This is a genomic window from Kribbella sp. NPDC058693, assembly GCF_042715335.1.
GTDB lineage: Bacteria > Actinomycetota > Actinomycetes > Propionibacteriales > Kribbellaceae > Kribbella > Kribbella jiaozuonensis.
Genome location: NZ_JBHXSQ010000002.1, coordinates 1,606,876 through 1,625,998, shown reverse-complemented (window position 1 = coordinate 1,625,998; position 19,123 = coordinate 1,606,876). Strand labels below are relative to the sequence as shown.

The following is a 19,123-nucleotide window of genomic DNA, read 5'->3' as shown; positions in this document are numbered from 1 at the left end:
GTAGGCGTTCACCAGCCCCGGCGTACGGCGAGCCAGTCGAGGTAGGTCCAGGCGTAGAAGCGCTGGTGCTGCCGCAAGGCCGGCGTACATCCAGGTGGTGGTGGGGCGTCGGTGTTCTTCAGCATGTAGGCGGCGATGACCGCCATGAAGGCGTCGAGGTGTTCGTCTGGTACGTCGGTGGTCAGGGGGCTGCGCTTGATCGCTGCGAAGGTGTCGATGCCTTGGTGTTGCGCGATCGGCAGCAGACCCGCCCAGTCCACCCACCGCGGCCCGAGCGTGAGCCAGTTCCAGTCGACTGTCCAGCAGGTGCCGTGCGAGTCGATCAGCAGGTTGTCAGGTCGCAGATCGGAGTGCATCGCGGTGTCGCCGACGAGGATCTCAGGTCCGGCCGCCGCCAACTCGGCCAGCTCCGGCAGCACCCGCGGCAACCACGGCTGGAACCCGATCGGCATCTCCAGCTCATCCGCCAGAATCTGCGCGGGCACGGCGACGTCCGTTCCGACCAGCTCCCCGAAGGACGTCAGGCCGCTCAACGGACTCGGTCGCAATGCGTCGGCCATCGCCTCGCAAGCGGCAGTCACCAGCCCGAAGTCGTCGGCAGTCCAGGGCGTCCCGGGCATCCGTCCGTCGACCCACTCGGAGACAACCGCGAACCAGTCACCGGCCTGGGTGGTGGCGTGGGCGGTGGTGAGGATGGCGGGGGCTCGGACGGTTTTCGGGAGTTGGGGGACGACCTCGGCCTCGCGTTGGTAGGCGCCGTAGGCGTGGGTGCTGTCGGGTGCGGCCTTGATGAAGACTTGGTGGCCGTCGGCCAGCTGAGCTCGTGCGGCGAACCCGCCGGTGAAGCCGGAGCTGACCGGCGCCGCGACTTCGGCGATCTCGGTGCCTAGGGCAACGGCCAGGGACTCGTGGAGATCCGCCGGCAACGAGTCCCAGGCAGGGCGCAGCGACGTGGCGGAGTAGTCGACGTCCGGGGCGCGGCTCATGTCCACGAACGATAGATGCGACGGAGCCACAGCGCTCGTGGTTTAGCGTCTGGCGCATGGTGCTGCAAGTGCTCGACCTGGTCGGGATCTTCGTTTTCGGGATCACCGGGGCGTTGGTCGGCGTACGGAAGAAGCTGGACGTGTTCGGGATCCAGGTGCTGGCGCTCGTGACCGGGCTCGGCGGCGGGTTCATCCGGGACGTGCTGATCGGCCAGATCCCGCCGGCTGCCCTCCGGGACTGGCGCTACCTGGTCGTCCCGATCGCGGCCGGCCTGCTGACGTTCTTCCTGCACCCCGGCATCGGCCGCGTCGAACGGCTGGTGAACATCTTCGACGCGGCCGGCCTCGCGCTGTTCTGCGTGACCGGAGCGTTGAAGGCGATCGAGTTCGGCCTGTCGCCGATCTCGGCCGCGCTGCTGGGCACGCTCTCCGGCATCGGCGGCGGCGTACTCCGGGATGTCCTCAGCGGCCGCGTCCCCGTCGTACTCCGCTCCGAGATCTACGCCACCCCGGCCCTCCTCGGCGCCGGCATCGTGGTCATCGCGTCGGCGCTGGAGTACCACGCGCTCTGGGTCCCGATCGCCGCCGCGGCGACCTGCTTCACGATCCGCCTGATCGCGATCCGTCGCGGCTGGAACGCGCCGCTACCCCGCAACCCGTGACGGCGGCGCCCATCCGTTGACCACGGCAACCAGTTCGACGTACCGATGCCACCGCGGATCAGCCGTACGACGCAGGTCGATCAGCCGTGCGCGCAGTTCCGGATCCGCTCGCAGCGGGTTGTCCCCGGCAAGGACCTGGTAGCCGGCCGTGAGGCGCCGTACCGCGGCACGGAAGTCTTCTGACGAGGCGAGCGCGGCCAACTCGAGCCACGCCTCGATCTGCTCGGGCTGGGCATCTGGAGCGAGCACCGGCGTGAGGTTCTGACGAGCCGCGGCGAGAGCGGGGTCGTCGCCAAGTGTGCTGGTGAGGAAGTCGGCGATCAGCGTCTGGCGTGCTTGTTCGAACTGGGCAGTCATGTCGGTGAGCTCCTCAGGAGTCGAGTGACGATGAGCGACCACCGATACGACGGCGTGCTGCGCCTGCAGCGTCCGGATCTGTACGGCGAGTGCGTCGGCATGCGCCGCGAGTACGTCGGCCAGCGTCCGCTCCCGCTCCAGCACAGCCCGCACGGTCTCCAGATCGAGTCCCAGAGCACGCAGCGTACGGATGAGCTCCAGCCGCGCGACCGCGGTCGCCTCGTACCGCCGATGACCGGCCGTCGTACGGCGTGACGTCAGCAGCCCGAGGTCGGAGTAGTACCGCACGGTCTTCACCGACACGCCGGCAAGCCGCGCCACCGCACCGATCGAGTGGTCCATGCCCAACACCCTCACATCTCCCGTAACCGGAGATACAAGCCTAGTTGTGGGCGAACCGCTCTTTCGGCCGCGCAAAGGTGATCGAGACGGCGGCGACGATCGCACACGCGATGCCCACGCCGAACGGGACCCAATAGGCGTTCGACGGACCCCACACGTCGACAGCGTGTCCGGCGGCCGCGTTGCCCGGCGCCACGCCGAGCAGGATGCCGGTGACGGTCCACGTGATCGCCTCGGTCAGCCGCTCTGGCGGCACCCACTCCTCGACGCAGGCGGTGACCGCGACCATCGTCGGCGCGATCGTCATACCGCAGCAGAAGAGCACCACACCGAGCATCAGCACGCTGTTGACCCAGGGGAGTGGCGCCAGCGTGACAGCGAGCGCGATCGTGCCGATCAGCAGCCGCCGCTCCACCGGAGCACGCCAGTGGACCGAGCCGTACCAGAGCCCGGCCAGCAGGCTTCCGAACGCCCAGACGGCCAGTACGACGCCAGACAGGCCCGCCTGCCCCTTCTCGGTCGTGAACGCCACCGTGATGACCTCAGCGCCACCGAGCGTTGCACCGAGCCCCAGACCGATCAGGCTCAGCAGAGTGATCGACAGCCACGGCATGGGTGCCTGCTCGGCCCCGTTTGACTTGCCACGTCCGGGTGGGTCGGAGGCGCGCAGCAGCGCCAACCAGATGCCACCGGCCAGTCCCAGTACCCCGGCGGCCGTCAGAGCGGCGTACGGACTCCACTGCGTCGCCAGCGTCGTGACCAGGACCGGGCCGACGATGAACACCACCTCGTCGCCCACCGCCTCCAGCGCGAATGCGGTCTGCAGTGCTCGTCCCCGTCCGAGCAGGTGGGTCCAGCGCGCCCGGACGAACGAGCCGACCTGCGGACGGGTGCCACCGGCAACGAACGACAACGCGTACAGAACCCAGGTCGCCGAGCCGGCACGTACTGCGACGAGCAGACCGCCCAGCGCGATCGTGCAGAGCACCGAACCGATCAGCAGCAGCCTCCGCTGCCCGAACCGGTCGACCAGCCGGCCTTGCACCGGTCCGGTCAACGCACCGGCGATGACCGCGACGCCGGAGACGGCGCCGGCCAAGCCGTACGAGCCGCTCTCGCGCGCGATCAGGATCACGATTCCGAGCCCGATCATCGAGATCGGCATACGCCCGAGGATCCCGGCGGCGAAGAAGGCGCCGGCACCGGGACGGCGCATGAGATGAACGTAAGGCTTGAGCATGAGAGACCGGCAACACCTTAACCTCCGGCCGTCTGAGAAGCTTGGAATATGTCGCCAGCTGCACCCCCGTACGACGCTGTCCTGCTGCTGTCCTTCGGAGGCCCCGAGAAGCCTGAAGATGTCCTGCCGTTCCTCCAGAACGTGACCCGCGGCCGGGGCATCCCGGACGAGCGGCTGAAGGAGGTCGGGGAGCACTATTACGCGTTCGGCGGCAAGAGCCCGATCAACGACCAGAACCGCGAGCTGCTGAAGGCACTGCGCGAGTCGTTCGACGAGATCGGCCTGGACCTCCCGATCTACTGGGGCAACCGCAACTGGGCCCCGTACCTGACCGACACCATGCGCGAGATGGCGGCCGACGGCGTACGCCGTGCCGTGGTGATCGTCACGTCCGCCTACCCGTCGTACTCCGGCTGCCGTCAGTACCGCGAGAACCTCGAGGACGCCGCCCGGGAGGTCTCGGACGCGCCGCGGATCGACAAGCTCCGGCACTACGCGAACCACCCCGGCTTCGTCGGCTCGTTCGTCGAGTCGACCGCCGACGCGCTGAGCCAGCTGCCCGAAGGCAGTGCGATCGCGTACGTGACGCACTCGATCCCGACCGCGATGAACGCGACCAGCGGTCCCGACGGCAACGGGTACGTCGACTGGCACCAGGACGTCGCCGCCGAGATCACGGCCGAGTTGGAGCGCCGGACAGGCCAGGTACGGCGTACCGACCTCGTCTACTGCTCCCGCTCCGGGCCGCCGCAGGTGCCGTGGCTCGAGCCGGACGTCAACGACCACCTGGAGGTGCTGGCCGCCGAGGGCGTGCCCGGGGTGGCCGTGGTGCCGATCGGGTTCGTGAGTGACCACATGGAGGTCATCTACGACCTCGACACCGAGGCCGCGAAGACGGCCGAGAAGCTCGGCCTGCCGATGGCCCGGGCCGCGACCCCGGGGACCGACCCGAAGTTCGTCACGATGCTCCGCGACCTGGTCGTCGAACGGGCCGCGGCCGAGCGCGGCGAGCAGCCGGCCCGGCCCTGCGTCGGCAAGCTCGGCCCGGGCTGGGACGACTGCCGTCACGACTGCTGCCCACCGCTTCGCCGACCCACTCCTCAGAAGGAAGCTGTATGACCTCGTCCTCGGTAAGCCCGCAGGATCTGCTCAAGCTCGCCGTGGAGGTGGCGGAGGAGGCGGCCGGGCTGATCGTCGAACGCCGCCGCGGCACGATCACGGTCGCCGACACCAAGAGCACCGTCACCGACGTGGTCACCGCGGTCGACCGCGAGTCCGAGGAGCTGATCCGGGCCCGGGTCCTGCAGGCCCGGCCGGACGACTCGTTCCTCGGCGAGGAGGGCGACGACGTGGTCGGCACCAGCGGGGTGCGCTGGGTGGTCGACCCGATCGACGGCACGGTCAACTATCTGTACGACATCCCGACGTACGCCGTCTCGATCGCGGTCGAGTGCGACGGGGAGACGGTCGCCGGCGTGGTGGTGGACGCGCCGAAGGGTGAGGTGTTCACCGCGACCAAGGGCGGCGGCGCGTTCGCGGACGGCAAGGCGATTCGGGTGTCGGGCGCGACCGAGCTGAGCCAGGCGCTGGTCGGGACCGGCTTCGGGTACGACCCGGCGCGGCGGCAGGTGCAGGCCGAGGTGATCCAGCACGTGATCACCAAGGTCCGCGACATCCGCCGGATCGGGGTCGGCGCGATCGACCTCTGCTACGTCGCCTGCGGCCGGCTGGACGCGGTGTTCGAACGCGGTCTGAATCCGTGGGACTACGGTGCGGGTGCGCTGATCGCGGCCGAGGCCGGGGCGACGGTCGGCGGGCTGAACGGTGCGCCGGTGTCGCCGGAGATGTCGATCGCGGCGAGTCCGGCGTTGTTCGCGCCGATCCACGACCTGCTGGCCGCCGCGGACCCATTGCGCGCGTAGACGTCAGAGAGTGCTCGTTTCTGCGCAGTATCGCGCACTAATGAGCATTTTGATGTTCGCTCCTGACATTTGTGGCGACACGCGGGCCACAGCATGGACCCAGTCGTGCATTGCGGCGCTTTATAGGGCACAATCCCGTCCTCGGGAGAGGTGATTGCCGATCCCGGCCTGGCTGTCAAGGGTTTCGGGGGACGAAGATTCAGCGCGGTGCGCCGACGCGGAATTTCTCGGCCGCTCTACCCGTTCAAGGGCTCAGCAGGCAACACCACGGGTACGAAGAGGGCAGGGAAACACCATGGCGACTGATTACGACGCCCCGCGCAAGACGGACGAGGACGCTTCCGAAGAGTCGATCGAGGAGCTCAAGACTCGCCGTCACGACAAGAACTCCGGCAAGGTCGACGAGGACGAGGCCGAGGCCGCGGAGAGCTTCGAGCTGCCCGGCGCGGACCTGAGTCACGAGGAGCTGGCGGTCCGGGTCCTCCCGCGCCAGGCCGACGAATTCACCTGTTCGAGCTGCTTCCTGGTTCACCACCGCAGCCAGCTCGCCGAGACGAAGAACGGGCAGCTGATCTGCCGCGACTGCGCAGCCTGACACCAGCGCCCTTCTTCGTAACAACTACAGCGGGACCGCTCCCAGACCCTGGGAACGGTCCCGCTGTGTTGTCTGACCAGGGCCGACCCCGGTCAGTCGTCTTTCTTCTTCACCAGGCCGGTGTCGGTACCGCGCACCAGCCGTGCCCGAGCGTCCTGCACGTAGCCGGGCGGGGCGTGCCCGGTCGACCGCAGGTAGTACGCCGCCGCCCGCCGCTCGGCGAACAGCTTCGCCGCCGCGGCCGCAGCAGCGCTGGCGGCAGCCCAGGTCATGACCTCGACGTACTCGCCCTGGCCGTCCTTCGGCGGCTTCCCGCCGGACCCGAGCTTCCAGGCCGTGGTGACCGCTTTGCTCGCGGCCAGTCCGACCACGATCGTGAAGGCGGCCTGCACCAGCTTCCAGCCGATCTTCGCTCCGACCACTGCACACACTCCTAACGCGACTGCTGACAGTCAGGATCTTCCCACGCTGTGCCCGCTCAGCGCCGCAGCCAACCGATCCGGGTGCCGCGTGGCGACCAGCCAGTACGGCGCGGGGTCGCCCGGGTCGGTGATCTGCACCCGTACGGCGCCCGGCAGGTAACTACGCAGTACCAGATAGGCCTTCGGGTCGCAGTCGCGCCCGAACGCCTGCCGCGCGTCCTCGCCGGTCAGCGCCTCGACCGTGCCCAGGTACGACCGGTCGATCTCGGCCCGCCCGGCCCGGAACCGTACGTCGTCGACCTCGACCCGCGCCCCGCCGTACCGGACGAACAACGCCACCAGCAGCACCGCCGCGAGCCCGCCGACGATCGAACCGGCGATCAGCCCGGCCGGCACCGCGGTGATGACGAACAGCGTGATCACGGCGGCGACGGCGATGATCCACCACGACACCGGCACGCGCAGACTCTCGCGATAGCTACCCACGGACCCAGCCTGGCACGAACCCGTCCCGGCGCGCTCGATAGGGTCGCCTCTCGTGACCGAGGTACTCATCCAGCGCATCGACCCCGAACTCCCGCTCCCGTCGTACGCGCATCCCGGCGACGCCGGCGCGGACCTGGTGGCAGCGGCCGACCTGACCCTGAAGCCGGGGGAGCGCGGCCTGGTCGGCACCGGCATCGCGATCGCCCTGCAGGACGGGTACGCCGCGTTCGTCCATCCGCGCTCCGGGCTCGCGGCCAAGCACGGCGTCTCGATCGTCAACGCGCCCGGCACCGTCGACGCCGGGTACCGCGGCGAGATCAAGGTCTGCCTGATCAACCTCGACCCGAACACCGAGGTGACCGTACGCCGGGGCGACCGGATCGCCCAGCTCGTCATCCAGCAGGTGGAGAAGGCGCGGTTCGTCGAGGTGACCTCGCTGCCCGGTTCCGCGCGCGGTGACCAGGGGCACGGGTCGACCGGCGGCTTCGGCGATGTGACACGCTGAGCAGGTGCATCCGTTGACCTGACGGATGCGCGAGACTACGGCGCTGTAGTAGGGCTTGGACCAGATACCGAGGAAGTAGGCAAAGAGCTGTGATCTTCCGCCGCAAGGGCAAGAACGATCCCGAGACGAACGACACCGACGCAGGGGCCGAAGACTCCGGTCCGGTGGACGTCCGCTCCGAGGGTCCGTTCGACTCGACCGAGGTCGACGCCGACGTGCTGGAAGCGGAGGACCGGATCGACCTGGGCGCGCTGGTGGTCAACGGCCTGCCCGGGATGGAGCTGGGCCTTCAGGTCGACGAGCAGAGCGGCGTGGTCCAGGCGGTTCTGCTGATGCTCGAGGACTCGGCGCTCGAGCTGCGTGCCTTCGCGGCGCCGCGGTCGAGCGGCATCTGGGACGAGGTCCGGCAGGAGATCGCCGCCGAGGCCACCCGGATGGGCGGTACGGCGACCGAGCACGACGGCCAGTTCGGCACCGAGCTGGTGCTCGTCGTACCGGTCGAGGACCCCGAGGGACAGATCTTCAGCCAGACCTCCCGCGTCATCGGTGTGGACGGTCCGCGCTGGCTGCTCCGCGCCACTGTGCTGGGTCGCGCCGCCGTCGAGCCGGATGCCGCGCTGCCGATGGAGGAGACGCTGCGCAACACGGTCGTGGTCCGCGGTGACGAGCCGATGGCCGTGCGCGAGTCGCTGCCGTTGCGGCTTCCGCCGGGCGCCCAGCCGACGCCGACCGAACAAGCCTGAGCGGACTACACTCGACGTCATGGGTAGCAGCAAACCCGCGGGGTTGTGGAAGCGTGCCTTCCGCGGCCTGGCCGGTGACCGCGATCAGCAGGACGCGGAAGTCCTTCAGGACTTCGCGCAGGACTGTGGCGCGCGTTCCATCACCGGCTGTCACGACCGGGAACTCGTCACGCTGTACGGCACGTTGCGCACGATCACGTTCAGCCCGCGCGGCGGCGTACCAGCACTGGAGGGTGAGTTGTACGACGGCACCGGCACGGTCAAGCTGATCTGGCTCGGCCGACGCAAGATCGGTGGCATCCACGCCGGATCGGAGCTGATCGCGTCCGGCCGGATCGGCGTCGTCGACGGCGACCGGGTGATGTTCAACCCGCGCTACGAGCTGCGACCCTCGGCAGCTCATGGCTGAGCCGACGTCGCGCCGCGACCAGCTCGACGAGGACCTCAACGAGAAGCTGGTGGAGATCCTGAAGCCCGAGCTCGAAGCCGCCGCCACTGAGCCTGCGTCCGACGAGCCCGCGAAGCCGGCCCGGTCCACGGACAAGGACTTCTTCCAGGCGCTCGGTGGCTGGGGTGCGCTGCTCGACATCGGGCTGCCTTGGATCGCGTTCCTGGTCGCTTATGCGGTCACTGATCACAAGCTGCAGCTGTCGCTGATCATCGCGGTGGGTATTGCTGCCGTGATCGCGGTCGTGCGGTTGGTCCGGCGGCAGCAGTTGCGCAACATCATCGGCGGCTTCATCGGGGTGTTGATCTCGGCGTGGGTCGCTAACCGGACCGGCAATGCGAAGGACTTCTATGTCCCGGGTCTGCTGACCAACCTCGGTTACGGCGCGCTGTACTTGATCACCGTGCTGGTCCGCTGGCCGCTGTTCGGCGTCCTGTACGGCGTGATCACCCAGACCGGCACCGCCTGGCGCCGCGACCCCGCGATGCTCAAGGGCTTCTCCCGGGCAACGCTGGTCTTCGTCGGACTGTTCGCGATCCGTCTGATCGTCCAGGTCCCGCTCTACTTCACCGGGTCTCTGAACGCGCTCGGCATCGCAAAGATCGGGCTCGGCCTACCGTTCTACGCACTGGCGATCTGGCTCGCCTACGCCGTACTCCGCGGCTCCCTCCCCCCAGAAAAATGGGACGAAGCCCGCGACCACATCACGCACCTACTCAAGGGCAACAAGAAGTAATACGCCCCCGCCTGCTCCGCGGGTCCCCCCGGTTCCTGACGGGAAAGCAGAAGGCCCAGCCGGTGACGTGCAGACCGGCTGGGCCTTTCTGTGCTTCGGGTGCTACTCCGACTTGCGGTGGTGGGGGGACAGCATGTCCTCCAGTTGCTCTTCGGTTTCGTCGGCTGCTACGAAGAGGAGTTCGTCGTTCAGCTCTAGCGTGCCTTCCGGGTCGGGGCGTAGTACTCGGCCCTCGCGGAGGATTACTACCAGGGCGGTGTCCAGCGGCCAGTCGATGTCGCCGACGCGTTGGCCGATCATGGGGGAGTCTTCGGGGAGGGTGAGCTCGACCAGGTTCGCGTCGCCCTGGCGGAAGGTGAACAGGCGGACGAGGTCGCCGACCGACACCGCCTCCTCGACCAGGGCGGACATGATCCGCGGCGTCGACACCGAGACGTCCACGCCCCACGCCTCGTTGAACATCCACTCGTTGCGCGGATGGTTGACCCGGGCAACGGTTCGCGGTACGCCGAACTCCGTCTTCGCGAGCAGCGAGACCACCAGGTTGACCTTGTCGTCACCGGTGCTCGCGATCGCCACCTGGCAGCGCTGCAGTGCCGCCTCCTCCAGCGACGACAGCTCGCACGCGTCGGCCAGCAGCCACTCCGCACGCGGTACCGACTCCGCCTTGATCGCCCGCGGGTCCTTGTCGATCAGCAGTACCTCGTGGCCGTTCTCCAGCAGCTCGGCGGCGATCGAACGACCGACGTTCCCGGCACCGGCGATGGCTACCCGCATCACAGCTCCTCAGGCTTCGCGCCGAGCTGGGACTCGATCGCTGCGGCGTCCCGCTCCGGCATCACGACGTGGACCAGGTCACCCTCCTGGATGACCGTGTCGGGCCGGGGCAGCATCCCCTCGCCGAGCCGGGTCAGGAACGCGACCCTCGCACCGGTGGCCGCCTCGATGTCGAACGCGAGCCGGCCGATCCACCCCGAGTGCACGTGTACTTCGGCCAGCCGGATCGTGCCCGACGGGTCCCGCCACTCCGGCTCGGACCCCTCGGGCAGCAGCCGGCGCATCATCTGGTCGACCGTCCAGCGGACCGTACCGACCGTGGGGATGCCGAGCCGCTGGTACACCTCGGCGCGTCCGGGGTCGTAGATCCGGGCCACCACGTTGGAGATGCCGAAGGTCTCGCGCGCCACCCGGGCGGCCAGGATGTTCGAGTTGTCGCCGTTGGAGACCGCCGCGAACGCCTCGGCGTCCTCGATCCCGGCCTCGATCAGCACCTCGCGGTCGAAGCCCATCCCGACGATGGTCCGGCCGGTGAAGTTCGGGCTGAGCCGCCGGAAGGCGTCGGCGGTCTGATCGATGATCGCGACCGTGTGGCCGCGTCTCTCCAGGCCACGCGCGAGCATCGACCCGACGCGGCCGCAGCCCATGATGACGACGTGCACTGAGTGATCACTCCTTGCCCCCACCTGGGGCCCGCTGGCTCGGTTCGGCAGGGATAGACGCTACACCGGAACTGGGGGCCCTCTAACATCACCGGTGTGACTCCCGCTCTAGGTGACCTCGGCAAACGGCTGCTGCTCGGTCGCAAACTGCGCAGCACGCAACTGGGTGAGACCCTGTTGCCGAAGCGCATCGCCCTCCCGGTGTTTGCGAGCGACGCGCTGTCGTCGGTCGCGTACGCCCCCGACGAGGTCTTCCTGACGCTGTCGATCGCCGGACTGGCGGCGTACAGCTACTCGTGGAAGATCGGTCTGCTGGTCGCGTTCGTGATGCTCGTCGTGGTCGCGTCGTACCGGCAGAACGTGCACGCGTACCCGTCGGGTGGCGGTGACTACGAGGTCGCGACGGTCAACATCGGCCCGACGGCGGGGCTGACCGTGGCCAGCGCGCTGATGGTCGACTACGTGCTGACCGTGGCCGTGTCGATCTCGTCCGGCGTACAGAACGCGAAGTCGGCGCTGCCGTTCCTGGAGGGCCACGAGGTACCACTGGCGGTCGGATTGGTCCTGCTGCTGACCGCGATGAACCTGCGCGGCGTCCGTGAATCCGGCGCGGTGTTCGCGGTCCCGACGTACATCTTCATGTTCTCGATCATCGGGATGGCGATCTGGGGCCTGATCCGGCTCAGCGCCGGCAACCTGCCGCTGGCGGAGAGCGCGAACTTCGAAGTACATGCCGAATCCGGCCACGAGGTCTTCACCGGACTGGCCGCGGTCTTCCTGCTGGCACGGGCGTTCTCGTCCGGGTGTGCGGCGCTGACCGGTGTCGAGGCGATCAGCAACGGCGTACCGGCGTTCCGCAAGCCGAAGAGCAAGAACGCGGCGACCACGCTGCTGCTGCTCGGCACGATCGCGGTGACGATGCTGATGAGCATCCTGTTCCTGGCCAGCAAGATCAAACTCCGGTACGCCGAGGACCCCGCGACGCAGCTGTACCAGAACGGGCAGCCGGTGGGCGACGGCTACACCCAGAAGACCGTGATCGGCCAGATCGGCGACTCGGTGTTCTCGAACTTCCAGCCGGCCTTCTACGTCGTGATCGGCGCGACGATGCTGATCCTGGTGCTGGCCGCGAACACCGCGTTCAACGGATTCCCGGTGCTCGGCTCGATCCTGGCCCGGGACGGGTACCTTCCCCGTCAGCTGCACACCCGCGGCGACCGGCTTGCCTACAGCAACGGAATCATCCTGCTGGCGCTCTGCGCGGCCGGGCTGATCATCGCGTTCGACGCCCAGGTCACCAAGCTGATCCAGCTGTACATCGTCGGTGTGTTCGTCAGTTTCACGCTCAGCCAGTTCGGCATGATCCGGCACTGGACCCGGCATCTGAAGACCGAGACCGACGCGGGCAAACGGCGACAGATGATGCGGTCCCGGGTGATCAACGCGATCGGTCTGACGATGACCGGGGTCGTGCTGATCATCGTGCTGCTGACCAAGTTCACCCACGGCGCGTACATCGCGATCCTCGCCATGGCCGGGCTGTTCCTGCTGATGAAGGGCATCCACCGGCACTACGAGACGGTCCGCAAGCAGATGACGGCCGAAGGCGACGAGCCGCTGATGCTGCCGTCGCGGGTGCACTCGATCGTGCTGGTCTCGAAGCTGCACCGGCCGACGCTGCGGGCGCTGGCGTTCGCCAAGGCGGCCCGGCCGTCGACGCTCGAGGCGATCACCGTCGACGTCGACCGGGACGAGGCGGACGAGCTGCAGGCCGAGTGGGAGGCGCGCGGGATCCCGATCCCGCTGAAGCGGCTCGCCTCGCCGTACCGCGAAATCACCCGGCCGATCCTGCAGTACGTCCGCGACATCCGGCGGCAGTCGCCGCGGGACGTGGTGATGGTCTACATCCCGGAGTACGTCGTCGGTCACTGGTGGGAACACATCCTCCACAACCAGAGCGCACTGCGGCTCAAGGGGCGGCTCTTGTTCACACCTGGTGTCATGGTTACGTCGGTTCCTTATCAGTTGCTCTCGTCGCAGGGGGCCGAGGAGCGGCAGGACCGGGTGGAACGGGTAGCCGGCCAGGTACGGCGCGGTGCCCGCAAGGCGTCAGGAGATCGGTGACAGACGAGAACAACAGTCTGGTTGGGGCAGTAGTCGAGCTGGAGGTAGGACCAGTCGCCCACGGGGGACACTGTGTCGCTCGGCACGAGGGACAGGTGGTGTTCGTCCGGCACGCGCTGCCGGGGGAGCTGGTGCACGCCCGGATCACGGAGCAGACCGCGAAGTACCTGCGGGCGGACGCGGTCTCCGTACTGACGCCGTCCCCGCAGCGGATCGAGCCGCCGTGCCCGTACGCCGGTCCGGGGCTCTGCGGCGGCTGTGACTTCCAGCACGCCAACATCGTCGAGCAGCGGCGGCTGAAGGCGACCGTGGTGTCGGATACGCTCCGGCGGATCGGCGGGATCGAGCGGACCATCGTGATGGAGTCGCCGGGCGACGACGGCCTCGGCTGGCGGACGCGGATGCGGTACGCCGTCGTGGATGAGCGCCCTGGCATGTACGCGCACCGCTCGCACGACCTGGTGCCGATCGACCGGTGCCTGATCGCGCACCCGGGGACGCCGGACGTGCTGTCATCGCGGTGGCCCGGCGTGTCGTCTGTGCAGGCCGTGGTGTCGTCGGAGGGCAAGACCGCCGTACAGACCGACCAGGACCCTGGTGAGCGCCTGGTCGAGGTGGTCCGGGAGCGGCGGTTCCTGGTGGAGGCCGGTGGGTTCTGGCAGGTGCACCCTGCCGCGCCGGAGATGCTGCTGGACGCCGTACTGAGCGGACTGGAGCCTGTTGCGGGGGAGACCGCGCTCGACCTGTACTCCGGTGTGGGGCTTTTCGCTGCGTTCCTGGCGGAGGCCGGTTGTGCGGTGCTGGCGGTCGAGGGGGACAAGGACGCGGTCCGGAACGCCCGGCGGAATCTGCGCGACCTGGAGGACGTGACGCTGGAGAACGGCGACGTCGACCGGGTGCTGAACGCAGCGGCCGGCCAGGGGCTGGAGCACGTGGACCTCGTCGTACTCGATCCACCGCGAACGGGGGCCGGCAAGGACGTCGTACGGCGGGTTGCCGCCCTCGGGCCGCGGCGGGTGGCGTACGTCGCGTGTGACCCGGCGGCGCTGGCGCGGGACCTGAAGACGTTCGGGCGGCTCGGGTACGGGATCGCGTCGCTGCGGGCTTTCGATCTGTTCGGCATGACGCACCACATCGAGTGCGTGGCGATCCTGGAGCCTGTGGACAGTGAACTGGTGACCGGGGGAACCCTCGGGTAGCGTCTGGGCCTGGATTCCAATGCGCTGGAGACCTGATGCCGCTCGTTGACCTGGACGACCCTGAGGAGTTGCGGGCCCGCTGGACCGCACTCGCAGCGGTCGCCCATGCCACGGGCTTCGACCGTCGGTGGTACGCCGACGCCGACGGCTACCACCACCAGGACGAGACTGCGTCCGTCCTGCGGCTGGCCCGGATCGGTGACGGGCGCGTGGTGCTCTGGGGCTTCCACACGCAGCACAGCGCGACTGCTGGCGCCGATCTGCTGGCCGGGTCGCCGGACTGGATCGGTCAGCCGGAGGTACGGCAGCGGCAGGCGTCGGGCGAGCTCGGGTTCGTGTACGGCGCGTTCAACGGGACGTGGGCGCGCGCGTCGTACCCAGGTGATCCGTGGCAGCCGGTCGACGACGGGTTCCAGCCGATCGGCGGCTGGATCACGTCGGACGAGGACGCGGCCGACGAGATGATCGAGTGGGTCGCGGAGTGGGCCGACTACCTCGGCGGGTTGGACGAACTGCGCCCGTACGGCGTGGAGCTGATCCGCACCGCGCAGGCGTCGGGGATCACTGGCGAGGCGCTGGCGGCGTTCTTCTCACACTTCCGGATCGACCCGCGATCGCCGCTGCAGCCCGAGATCGCCGCGGGCGTCGCGGCGGCGGAGGACTTCACCCGAAACTTTGCAGTACCGGCAAGTTTCCCCGACGACCCTGACACAGCCGAGGTGTCGGTCGTTGAAGACATCGTGATCGGAAGCCCTGACAGCCGGCCGTCCTCGTCCCCACCCGAGGACGAGGAGTCGTACGTCGTCCCACCCGGCATCAGCCCCTTCACCGGCCAACCCATCGACGACCCGCCCTACGACCCTTCCGCCGCCAACTCCCCGGCGGGCCGAGGGTCAGCGGCTCATCCGGCATACGGAGCCACCCACGAGCCTGGCGAACACGAGGCATCGGCGTACGGAGCTGTCGCCCGCGAGCCCGGCGGGCGTGGGGCTTCGGCCTACGGATCTGCCGCGCATGAGCCCGGCGGGCACGAGGCTGGCGGGCGTGGGGCTTCGGCGTACGGAGCCGCCGCCGACGAGCCCCGCGAGCACGAGGCTGCGGCGCGCGGAGCCGCGGCTCACGAGGCCGGTGGGCGCGAGGACTACGGGGTGACGGGGAAGAAACAGGGCTGGCTCCGTCGCCGCAAACACGACACCGGCTCCACGCCCGCCGTCGAGCCCGAGCCGCACCAACCTCCCGCGGGCCCCGGCCCCGGCACGTACCTGCCTCACGACGTACAGAGCCCCGGCCTGCCGACCCCGACGTACAACCCGATCCTCCCGTCGGCCGAGCCCCCACGCGTAGGCGGCGGCCAGTACGAAGGCGACGACTTCTACAACAGCCTCTTCGCCGACGCTCCCGCCGCCGCAGCCCCGTCCGCCGACGAGCAGGACTGGGAAACCGCCGAACAACCCTCCTGGTCCAACCAGGAACCCACCAGCGAATACAACCCCTTCGCCGACGACACCGCCGAAAACAACCCCGCCTGGACCGGCCCCGCCTGGATCAACGGCGAATGGGTAGAAAACCCACCCACCCACCGCACCACCGCCCACCCCACCCCAGGCCAGCCCACCCCCGCCACTCCCCAGCCAGGCCACCCCGCAGCAGGTCAGCCAGCCCACCCCGGCCCCACAGCACCTCAGCCGGGCCAACCCGGCATGCACCCCAGCCCCACCGGTCAGCAGCCAGGCCAACCCGGCGCTCACCCCGAGCAGCCCCCACACCCCGGCACGTCCGCTCGCCGCGGCGCCAACTCGGGTGGTGCCGCGTACCCCGCGCAGTCTGCTCACCCCCGTGCCCACGCAGATCAACCCACCCAGCCCGGCGGGACCGCCCCGCCCGGCGCCACCGCCCACTTCGGAGCGCCTGCGCAGCCTCTCCGGCTCTCGCAACCCGGTGCCGCCGGCCAGTCCGCCGCCCAACAGACGCCTGCGCCCCCGGCTGCGGACACTCCCGCGAACTCCCCGTTCGCCCCGGCCCCACACCCAGACACCGCCCCAGCCGACTCGCCCTTCGCGCCGACGCCTGCGACCAGCGGGCCGTCATCCGCGGATCTCGAGGACGACGACGCCCCCACGGCCGAGATCGCCGCCGTCCTCGACACACCTCCCGCAGCCGAGGAGGAGGAAGAAGATCTCGCCTCCTTCACGGGCCCATCGCCGTTCGCCCCGGTAACACCCACCGAGCCCCAGCAGCCGCAGCACGCGGAGCAGCACCCGGCAGGCAGCTACTCAACTGACGAGCGGTCGACCACTCAGCACACCAACCACCCCACGCCGTACGACGAGACCCCCGCCCCGGCGCCGACTTACGAGACACCCACACCCACCCAGGCGCCGACGTACGACGAGCCCCCGGCCCCGGCATACGACGAGAGCCCGACCCCGGCCCCGGCGTACGACGAGACGCCGACCCCGGGCCCGACGTACGAAGCAACCACCGGCAACCCGGTCGACGCGAGCGCGCCCCAGGCATCGCAGGCCCACCCGGCGGGCCGCAATCCAGCTGATCCTGCCGCGGCTGAGCGTGCTGCTGCCGAGCGTGCTGCTGGTGGGCCTTCTCCGGAGGAGCTGTCCGCCGACCTCGACGCCGAGGACCAGACAGCTGAGATCCCCGCAGTCGTCGAGGAGGCGCCGGCTGCACAGGCGCCCGACGTACGTCCCGCATCCGCAGACTCACACGAGCGTGCACAAGCCGACGACGAGCCCGCACAAACCCAGGACGAGCAGGCGCGCGGTGGATCTGCGCTTGATCGGCCGAGTGTGGGATACGACGCGGTGCGGGTGGATGACGACGAGGACGAGATCTACGGGCGGCCTGGGGCACCCCGCGACATCCGGAGCCGAGAGGCCGAAGCCGACGGTCAGTCCAGCGCGGCGGAGTCCGGCACCGAGTCCCGAATGGGCGACAGGGGCATCGAGTCCCGAGCGGGCGACGCGGGTGTCGAGTCCCGAGCGGGCGACACAGGCGCCGAGCACCGAATGGGCGAGACGGGTGCCGAGTCCCAGGTGGATGGTGCGCGGGCCGAGTCGCGGGTGGATGAGGCTGCTGATGCTCGGTGGGCTGAGGCTAAAGGTCAGGTTGATCCTCAGCCGTGGCCGCAGCCGCAGCCTCGACCGGAGCCCTGGCCGCAGCCGGAACCGCGGCCCGCGCCGTGGCCCGAGCCGAATCCGCCGCACCCGGAGCCGGCGCCGTACCCAGGACCCGGTCCTGGGCCGTATCCGGAGCCCAGCCCCGAGCCGACTCCAGGTCCCACACCGCATCCCGAGCCGTACCCCGGCCCGGGGCCGCGTCCCGAGCCGTTCCCAGGTCCGGAGCCGACGCCCAATCCGGATCCGTTCCCTGGGCCGGAGCCGCTGCCGGAGCCGTTCCCGGATCCGGAGCCGCAGCCTGACCCGGAGCCGCAGCCAGAACCCTTCCCCGAGCCGGAGCCTGAACCTGCGCCTGAGCCGTTGCCGGAACCAGAACCTCAGCCGCAACCGGAGCCTGAACCCGAGCCGTACCCGAACCCGGAGGACAGGCCGGAACACGAGCCGTACCCGGAGAGCCGGCCCGAACCCGAGCCCTACCCGGAGGACCGGCCGGAACACGAGGCGCGTCCGGAGCCGGAGAGTCGTCCGGCGCCGGAGGGTCCGCAGCCGTGGGCCGCGGAGTACGCGGACCCGGAGGATGACTGGCCGACCGGGGTTGTGCCGGTTGTTGATGATGACGCGCCGACGGGGGAGATGCAGGCCGTCGGGTTCGACGAGCTGCCTGCGGCGAACGAGGCTGGTGCGGCCGCTTGGTCGGGTGGGCGTGCCGAGTGGGGTCAGGCAGACGAGCACACGAACGGCGCGGACCGCACGCACGGCGACGGCGGTGCGGACCACCCGTACGGCGCGAACGGCGCAGACCACGTGCACGGCGCGGACCGCGCACACGGCGACGGCGGTGCAGGTCGGGCGTACGGCGCGAACGGCGCGGACCGCGCGCACGGCGACGGTGGTGCGGATCGCCCGTACGGCGCGAACGGCGCGGACCGCGTACACGGCGCGAACGGTGCCGACCAGGCGAACGGCGTGGTTCGGTCGAATGCGGCGCCGGGCGACCCGGCGTGGGCCGATGGTGGGGATTGGGAAGAGACGCTCCACGGGGAGCACGACGCGGCGGCGGCTGCTTGGTCAGGTGGACTGAACGGCGCCGGTGGAGCGAACGGCGCCGGTGGAGCGAACAGTCCCGGTGGAGCGAACGGCGACGGTGCCGGTGGACTGAACGGCTCCGGAGGCGCGAACGGTGCCGGGCGGGTTGACCTGGATGAGGTAGAGGGCCAGCAAGAGGCGGATGCTGCCGCGGTCGTGGCGCGGATGTCTATTCCTGGGTTGGGGTTGGTGGGGGGTGATGGGCCTCGGGTTGCGGTGGCGCCGGGGTCTATTGAGGAGGCTATGCGGGCGGAGGCGGAGCGGCCTCGGCCTCGGCCGGAGGAGTCGGAGGCGGTGTTGGCGTTGCGGGCCTGGTGCCGGGCTCGGACCGCGATCGTGCCTTCGGGGTTCACGATTCAGGTGCAGGTGCTCGACCCGGCCGCGCCGTCGTACCGGTTCGATCTCGAGCCGCCCGAGGTGGACGACCCGGAGTACGCCGCCGACAAGCTCAGCGGGCTGCTCGGCGACCTGTGGCTGACCGAGCAGCGGAGTGAGCAGGGCGGTTGGCTGTTCGCCCGGATCGACGCCGCCGGCCGTACGCTGCGGATCGACCGGTGGTACGACCAGGTGCCCGACTGGTGGGACAACCCGATCGAGCCGCGTCTCGACGTCAACGGGCTGGTACGCCGCCTGTACAGCCGCGGCCCGGAATGGCAGCCGTCGTACCTGGAGAAGCTGTACACCAGCGCAAGATAGC

Annotated in this window: 18 protein-coding genes; 11 read left to right on the top strand and 7 right to left on the bottom strand. The window is 69.6% G+C overall.

The features are described from left to right. Window positions 1-8: 8 nt before the first annotated feature. Window positions 9-986 (bottom strand): phosphotransferase family protein, encoded by a 978-nt coding sequence (locus ACFWUU_RS17375; RefSeq protein ID WP_380176717.1) that lies wholly within the window; start codon window positions 984-986, stop codon window positions 9-11. A 56-nt stretch (window positions 987-1,042) separates the two neighbouring features. Here ACFWUU_RS17375 and ACFWUU_RS17370 point away from each other — a divergent pair, with 56 nt between their 5' ends. Further along, window positions 1,043-1,648, top strand: coding sequence for a trimeric intracellular cation channel family protein (locus tag ACFWUU_RS17370; RefSeq protein ID WP_380176715.1), 606 nt, complete (start codon window positions 1,043-1,045; stop codon window positions 1,646-1,648). Here ACFWUU_RS17370 and ACFWUU_RS17365 read toward each other — a convergent pair. Both ACFWUU_RS17365 and ACFWUU_RS17360 read right to left on the bottom strand, forming a co-directional pair. After that, window positions 1,631-2,347 (bottom strand): MerR family transcriptional regulator, encoded by a 717-nt coding sequence (locus tag ACFWUU_RS17365; protein ID WP_380176713.1) that lies wholly within the window; start codon window positions 2,345-2,347, stop codon window positions 1,631-1,633. The genes ACFWUU_RS17370 and ACFWUU_RS17365 overlap by 18 nt on opposite strands. A 40-nt stretch (window positions 2,348-2,387) precedes the next feature. Then, a complete protein-coding gene (locus ACFWUU_RS17360) occupies window positions 2,388-3,563 on the bottom strand; it encodes an MFS transporter (RefSeq protein WP_233714746.1) in 1,176 nt (391 codons plus the stop codon). A gap of 72 nt (window positions 3,564-3,635) precedes the next feature. Between ACFWUU_RS17360 and ACFWUU_RS17355 the strand changes: the two genes are divergently transcribed. The 3 genes from ACFWUU_RS17355 (at window position 3,636) to ACFWUU_RS17345 (ending at window position 6,104) form a co-directional block, all read left to right on the top strand. Continuing rightward, entirely contained in the window at window positions 3,636-4,706 is a 1,071-nt protein-coding gene (locus tag ACFWUU_RS17355; protein WP_380176711.1) for a ferrochelatase, read from the top strand. Continuing rightward, window positions 4,703-5,509 (top strand): inositol monophosphatase family protein, encoded by an 807-nt coding sequence (locus ACFWUU_RS17350; RefSeq protein ID WP_380176710.1) that lies wholly within the window; start codon window positions 4,703-4,705, stop codon window positions 5,507-5,509. The genes ACFWUU_RS17355 and ACFWUU_RS17350 overlap by 4 nt, the downstream gene beginning before the upstream one ends. Window positions 5,510-5,804: 295 nt before the next feature. Beyond that, window positions 5,805-6,104, top strand: a complete 300-nt coding sequence (locus tag ACFWUU_RS17345) for a DUF4193 domain-containing protein (protein WP_130379292.1) — start codon at window positions 5,805-5,807, stop codon at window positions 6,102-6,104. Window positions 6,105-6,196: 92 nt separating this feature from the next. On the opposite strand, the gene ACFWUU_RS17340 is transcribed toward ACFWUU_RS17345, so the two are convergent. Continuing rightward, the gene (locus tag ACFWUU_RS17340; protein WP_380176708.1) at window positions 6,197-6,526 is read right to left on the bottom strand and encodes a DUF4235 domain-containing protein; all 330 of its coding nucleotides are present in this window, start codon (window positions 6,524-6,526) and stop codon (window positions 6,197-6,199) included. Between the two features lie 30 nt (window positions 6,527-6,556). Next, complete coding sequence (locus tag ACFWUU_RS17335; protein ID WP_233714747.1) at window positions 6,557-7,012, bottom strand: DUF3093 domain-containing protein; 456 nt, start codon at window positions 7,010-7,012, stop codon at window positions 6,557-6,559. Window positions 7,013-7,064: 52 nt separating this feature from the next. Here ACFWUU_RS17335 and dut point away from each other — a divergent pair, with 52 nt between their 5' ends. The 4 genes from dut (at window position 7,065) to ACFWUU_RS17315 (ending at window position 9,444) form a co-directional block, all read left to right on the top strand. Further along, the gene (dut, locus tag ACFWUU_RS17330) at window positions 7,065-7,517 is read left to right on the top strand and encodes a dUTP diphosphatase (RefSeq protein ID WP_380176706.1); all 453 of its coding nucleotides are present in this window, start codon (window positions 7,065-7,067) and stop codon (window positions 7,515-7,517) included. Between the two features lie 89 nt (window positions 7,518-7,606). Next, window positions 7,607-8,260 (top strand): DUF3710 domain-containing protein, encoded by a 654-nt coding sequence (locus ACFWUU_RS17325; protein WP_137254815.1) that lies wholly within the window; start codon window positions 7,607-7,609, stop codon window positions 8,258-8,260. Window positions 8,261-8,279: 19 nt separating this feature from the next. Beyond that, entirely contained in the window at window positions 8,280-8,669 is a 390-nt protein-coding gene (locus ACFWUU_RS17320; RefSeq protein ID WP_137254816.1) for an OB-fold nucleic acid binding domain-containing protein, read from the top strand. After that, complete coding sequence (locus tag ACFWUU_RS17315) at window positions 8,662-9,444, top strand: DUF3159 domain-containing protein (protein WP_380176704.1); 783 nt, start codon at window positions 8,662-8,664, stop codon at window positions 9,442-9,444. Before ACFWUU_RS17320 ends, ACFWUU_RS17315 begins: the two co-directional genes overlap by 8 nt. Window positions 9,445-9,546: 102 nt before the next feature. On the opposite strand, the gene ACFWUU_RS17310 is transcribed toward ACFWUU_RS17315, so the two are convergent. Next, the gene (locus ACFWUU_RS17310; protein ID WP_130450480.1) at window positions 9,547-10,221 is read right to left on the bottom strand and encodes a TrkA family potassium uptake protein; all 675 of its coding nucleotides are present in this window, start codon (window positions 10,219-10,221) and stop codon (window positions 9,547-9,549) included. Continuing rightward, window positions 10,221-10,883: a potassium channel family protein gene (locus ACFWUU_RS17305; protein ID WP_380176702.1), complete on the bottom strand. Its 663-nt coding sequence runs from the start codon at window positions 10,881-10,883 to the stop codon at window positions 10,221-10,223. Before ACFWUU_RS17305 ends, ACFWUU_RS17310 begins: the two co-directional genes overlap by 1 nt. 96 nt (window positions 10,884-10,979) lie before the next feature. Between ACFWUU_RS17305 and ACFWUU_RS17300 the strand changes: the two genes are divergently transcribed. The 3 genes from ACFWUU_RS17300 to ACFWUU_RS17290 are packed head-to-tail and all read left to right on the top strand — an operon-like array spanning window position 10,980 to window position 19,122. Next, window positions 10,980-13,007, top strand: a complete 2,028-nt coding sequence (locus tag ACFWUU_RS17300) for an APC family permease (protein ID WP_137254819.1) — start codon at window positions 10,980-10,982, stop codon at window positions 13,005-13,007. Then, on the top strand, window positions 13,004-14,206 hold the full coding sequence (locus tag ACFWUU_RS17295) for a class I SAM-dependent RNA methyltransferase (RefSeq protein WP_380176700.1): 1,203 nt from the start codon (window positions 13,004-13,006) through the stop codon (window positions 14,204-14,206). The genes ACFWUU_RS17300 and ACFWUU_RS17295 overlap by 4 nt, the downstream gene beginning before the upstream one ends. 35 nt (window positions 14,207-14,241) lie before the next feature. Beyond that, window positions 14,242-19,122 carry a hypothetical protein gene (locus tag ACFWUU_RS17290; protein ID WP_380176698.1) on the top strand — a complete coding sequence of 1,627 codons (4,881 nt, stop codon included), beginning with the start codon at window positions 14,242-14,244 and terminating at the stop codon, window positions 19,120-19,122. Window position 19,123: the final 1 nt, after the last annotated feature.

Coding starts and splice junctions, on each gene's coding strand:
- ACFWUU_RS17360 (WP_233714746.1), bottom strand. CDS start 3,563: ATGCGCCGTCCCGGTGCCGGCGCCTTCTTCGCCGCCGGGATCCTCGGG.
- ACFWUU_RS17345 (WP_130379292.1), top strand. CDS start 5,805: ATGGCGACTGATTACGACGCCCCGCGCAAGACGGACGAGGACGCTTCC.
- ACFWUU_RS17290 (WP_380176698.1), top strand. CDS start 14,242: ATGCCGCTCGTTGACCTGGACGACCCTGAGGAGTTGCGGGCCCGCTGG.
- ACFWUU_RS17310 (WP_130450480.1), bottom strand. CDS start 10,221: ATGCGGGTAGCCATCGCCGGTGCCGGGAACGTCGGTCGTTCGATCGCC.
- ACFWUU_RS17365 (WP_380176713.1), bottom strand. CDS start 2,347: ATGGACCACTCGATCGGTGCGGTGGCGCGGCTTGCCGGCGTGTCGGTG.
- ACFWUU_RS17375 (WP_380176717.1), bottom strand. CDS start 986: ATGAGCCGCGCCCCGGACGTCGACTACTCCGCCACGTCGCTGCGCCCT.
- ACFWUU_RS17370 (WP_380176715.1), top strand. CDS start 1,043: ATGGTGCTGCAAGTGCTCGACCTGGTCGGGATCTTCGTTTTCGGGATC.
- ACFWUU_RS17355 (WP_380176711.1), top strand. CDS start 3,636: ATGTCGCCAGCTGCACCCCCGTACGACGCTGTCCTGCTGCTGTCCTTC.
- ACFWUU_RS17315 (WP_380176704.1), top strand. CDS start 8,662: ATGGCTGAGCCGACGTCGCGCCGCGACCAGCTCGACGAGGACCTCAAC.
- ACFWUU_RS17320 (WP_137254816.1), top strand. CDS start 8,280: ATGGGTAGCAGCAAACCCGCGGGGTTGTGGAAGCGTGCCTTCCGCGGC.
- ACFWUU_RS17350 (WP_380176710.1), top strand. CDS start 4,703: ATGACCTCGTCCTCGGTAAGCCCGCAGGATCTGCTCAAGCTCGCCGTG.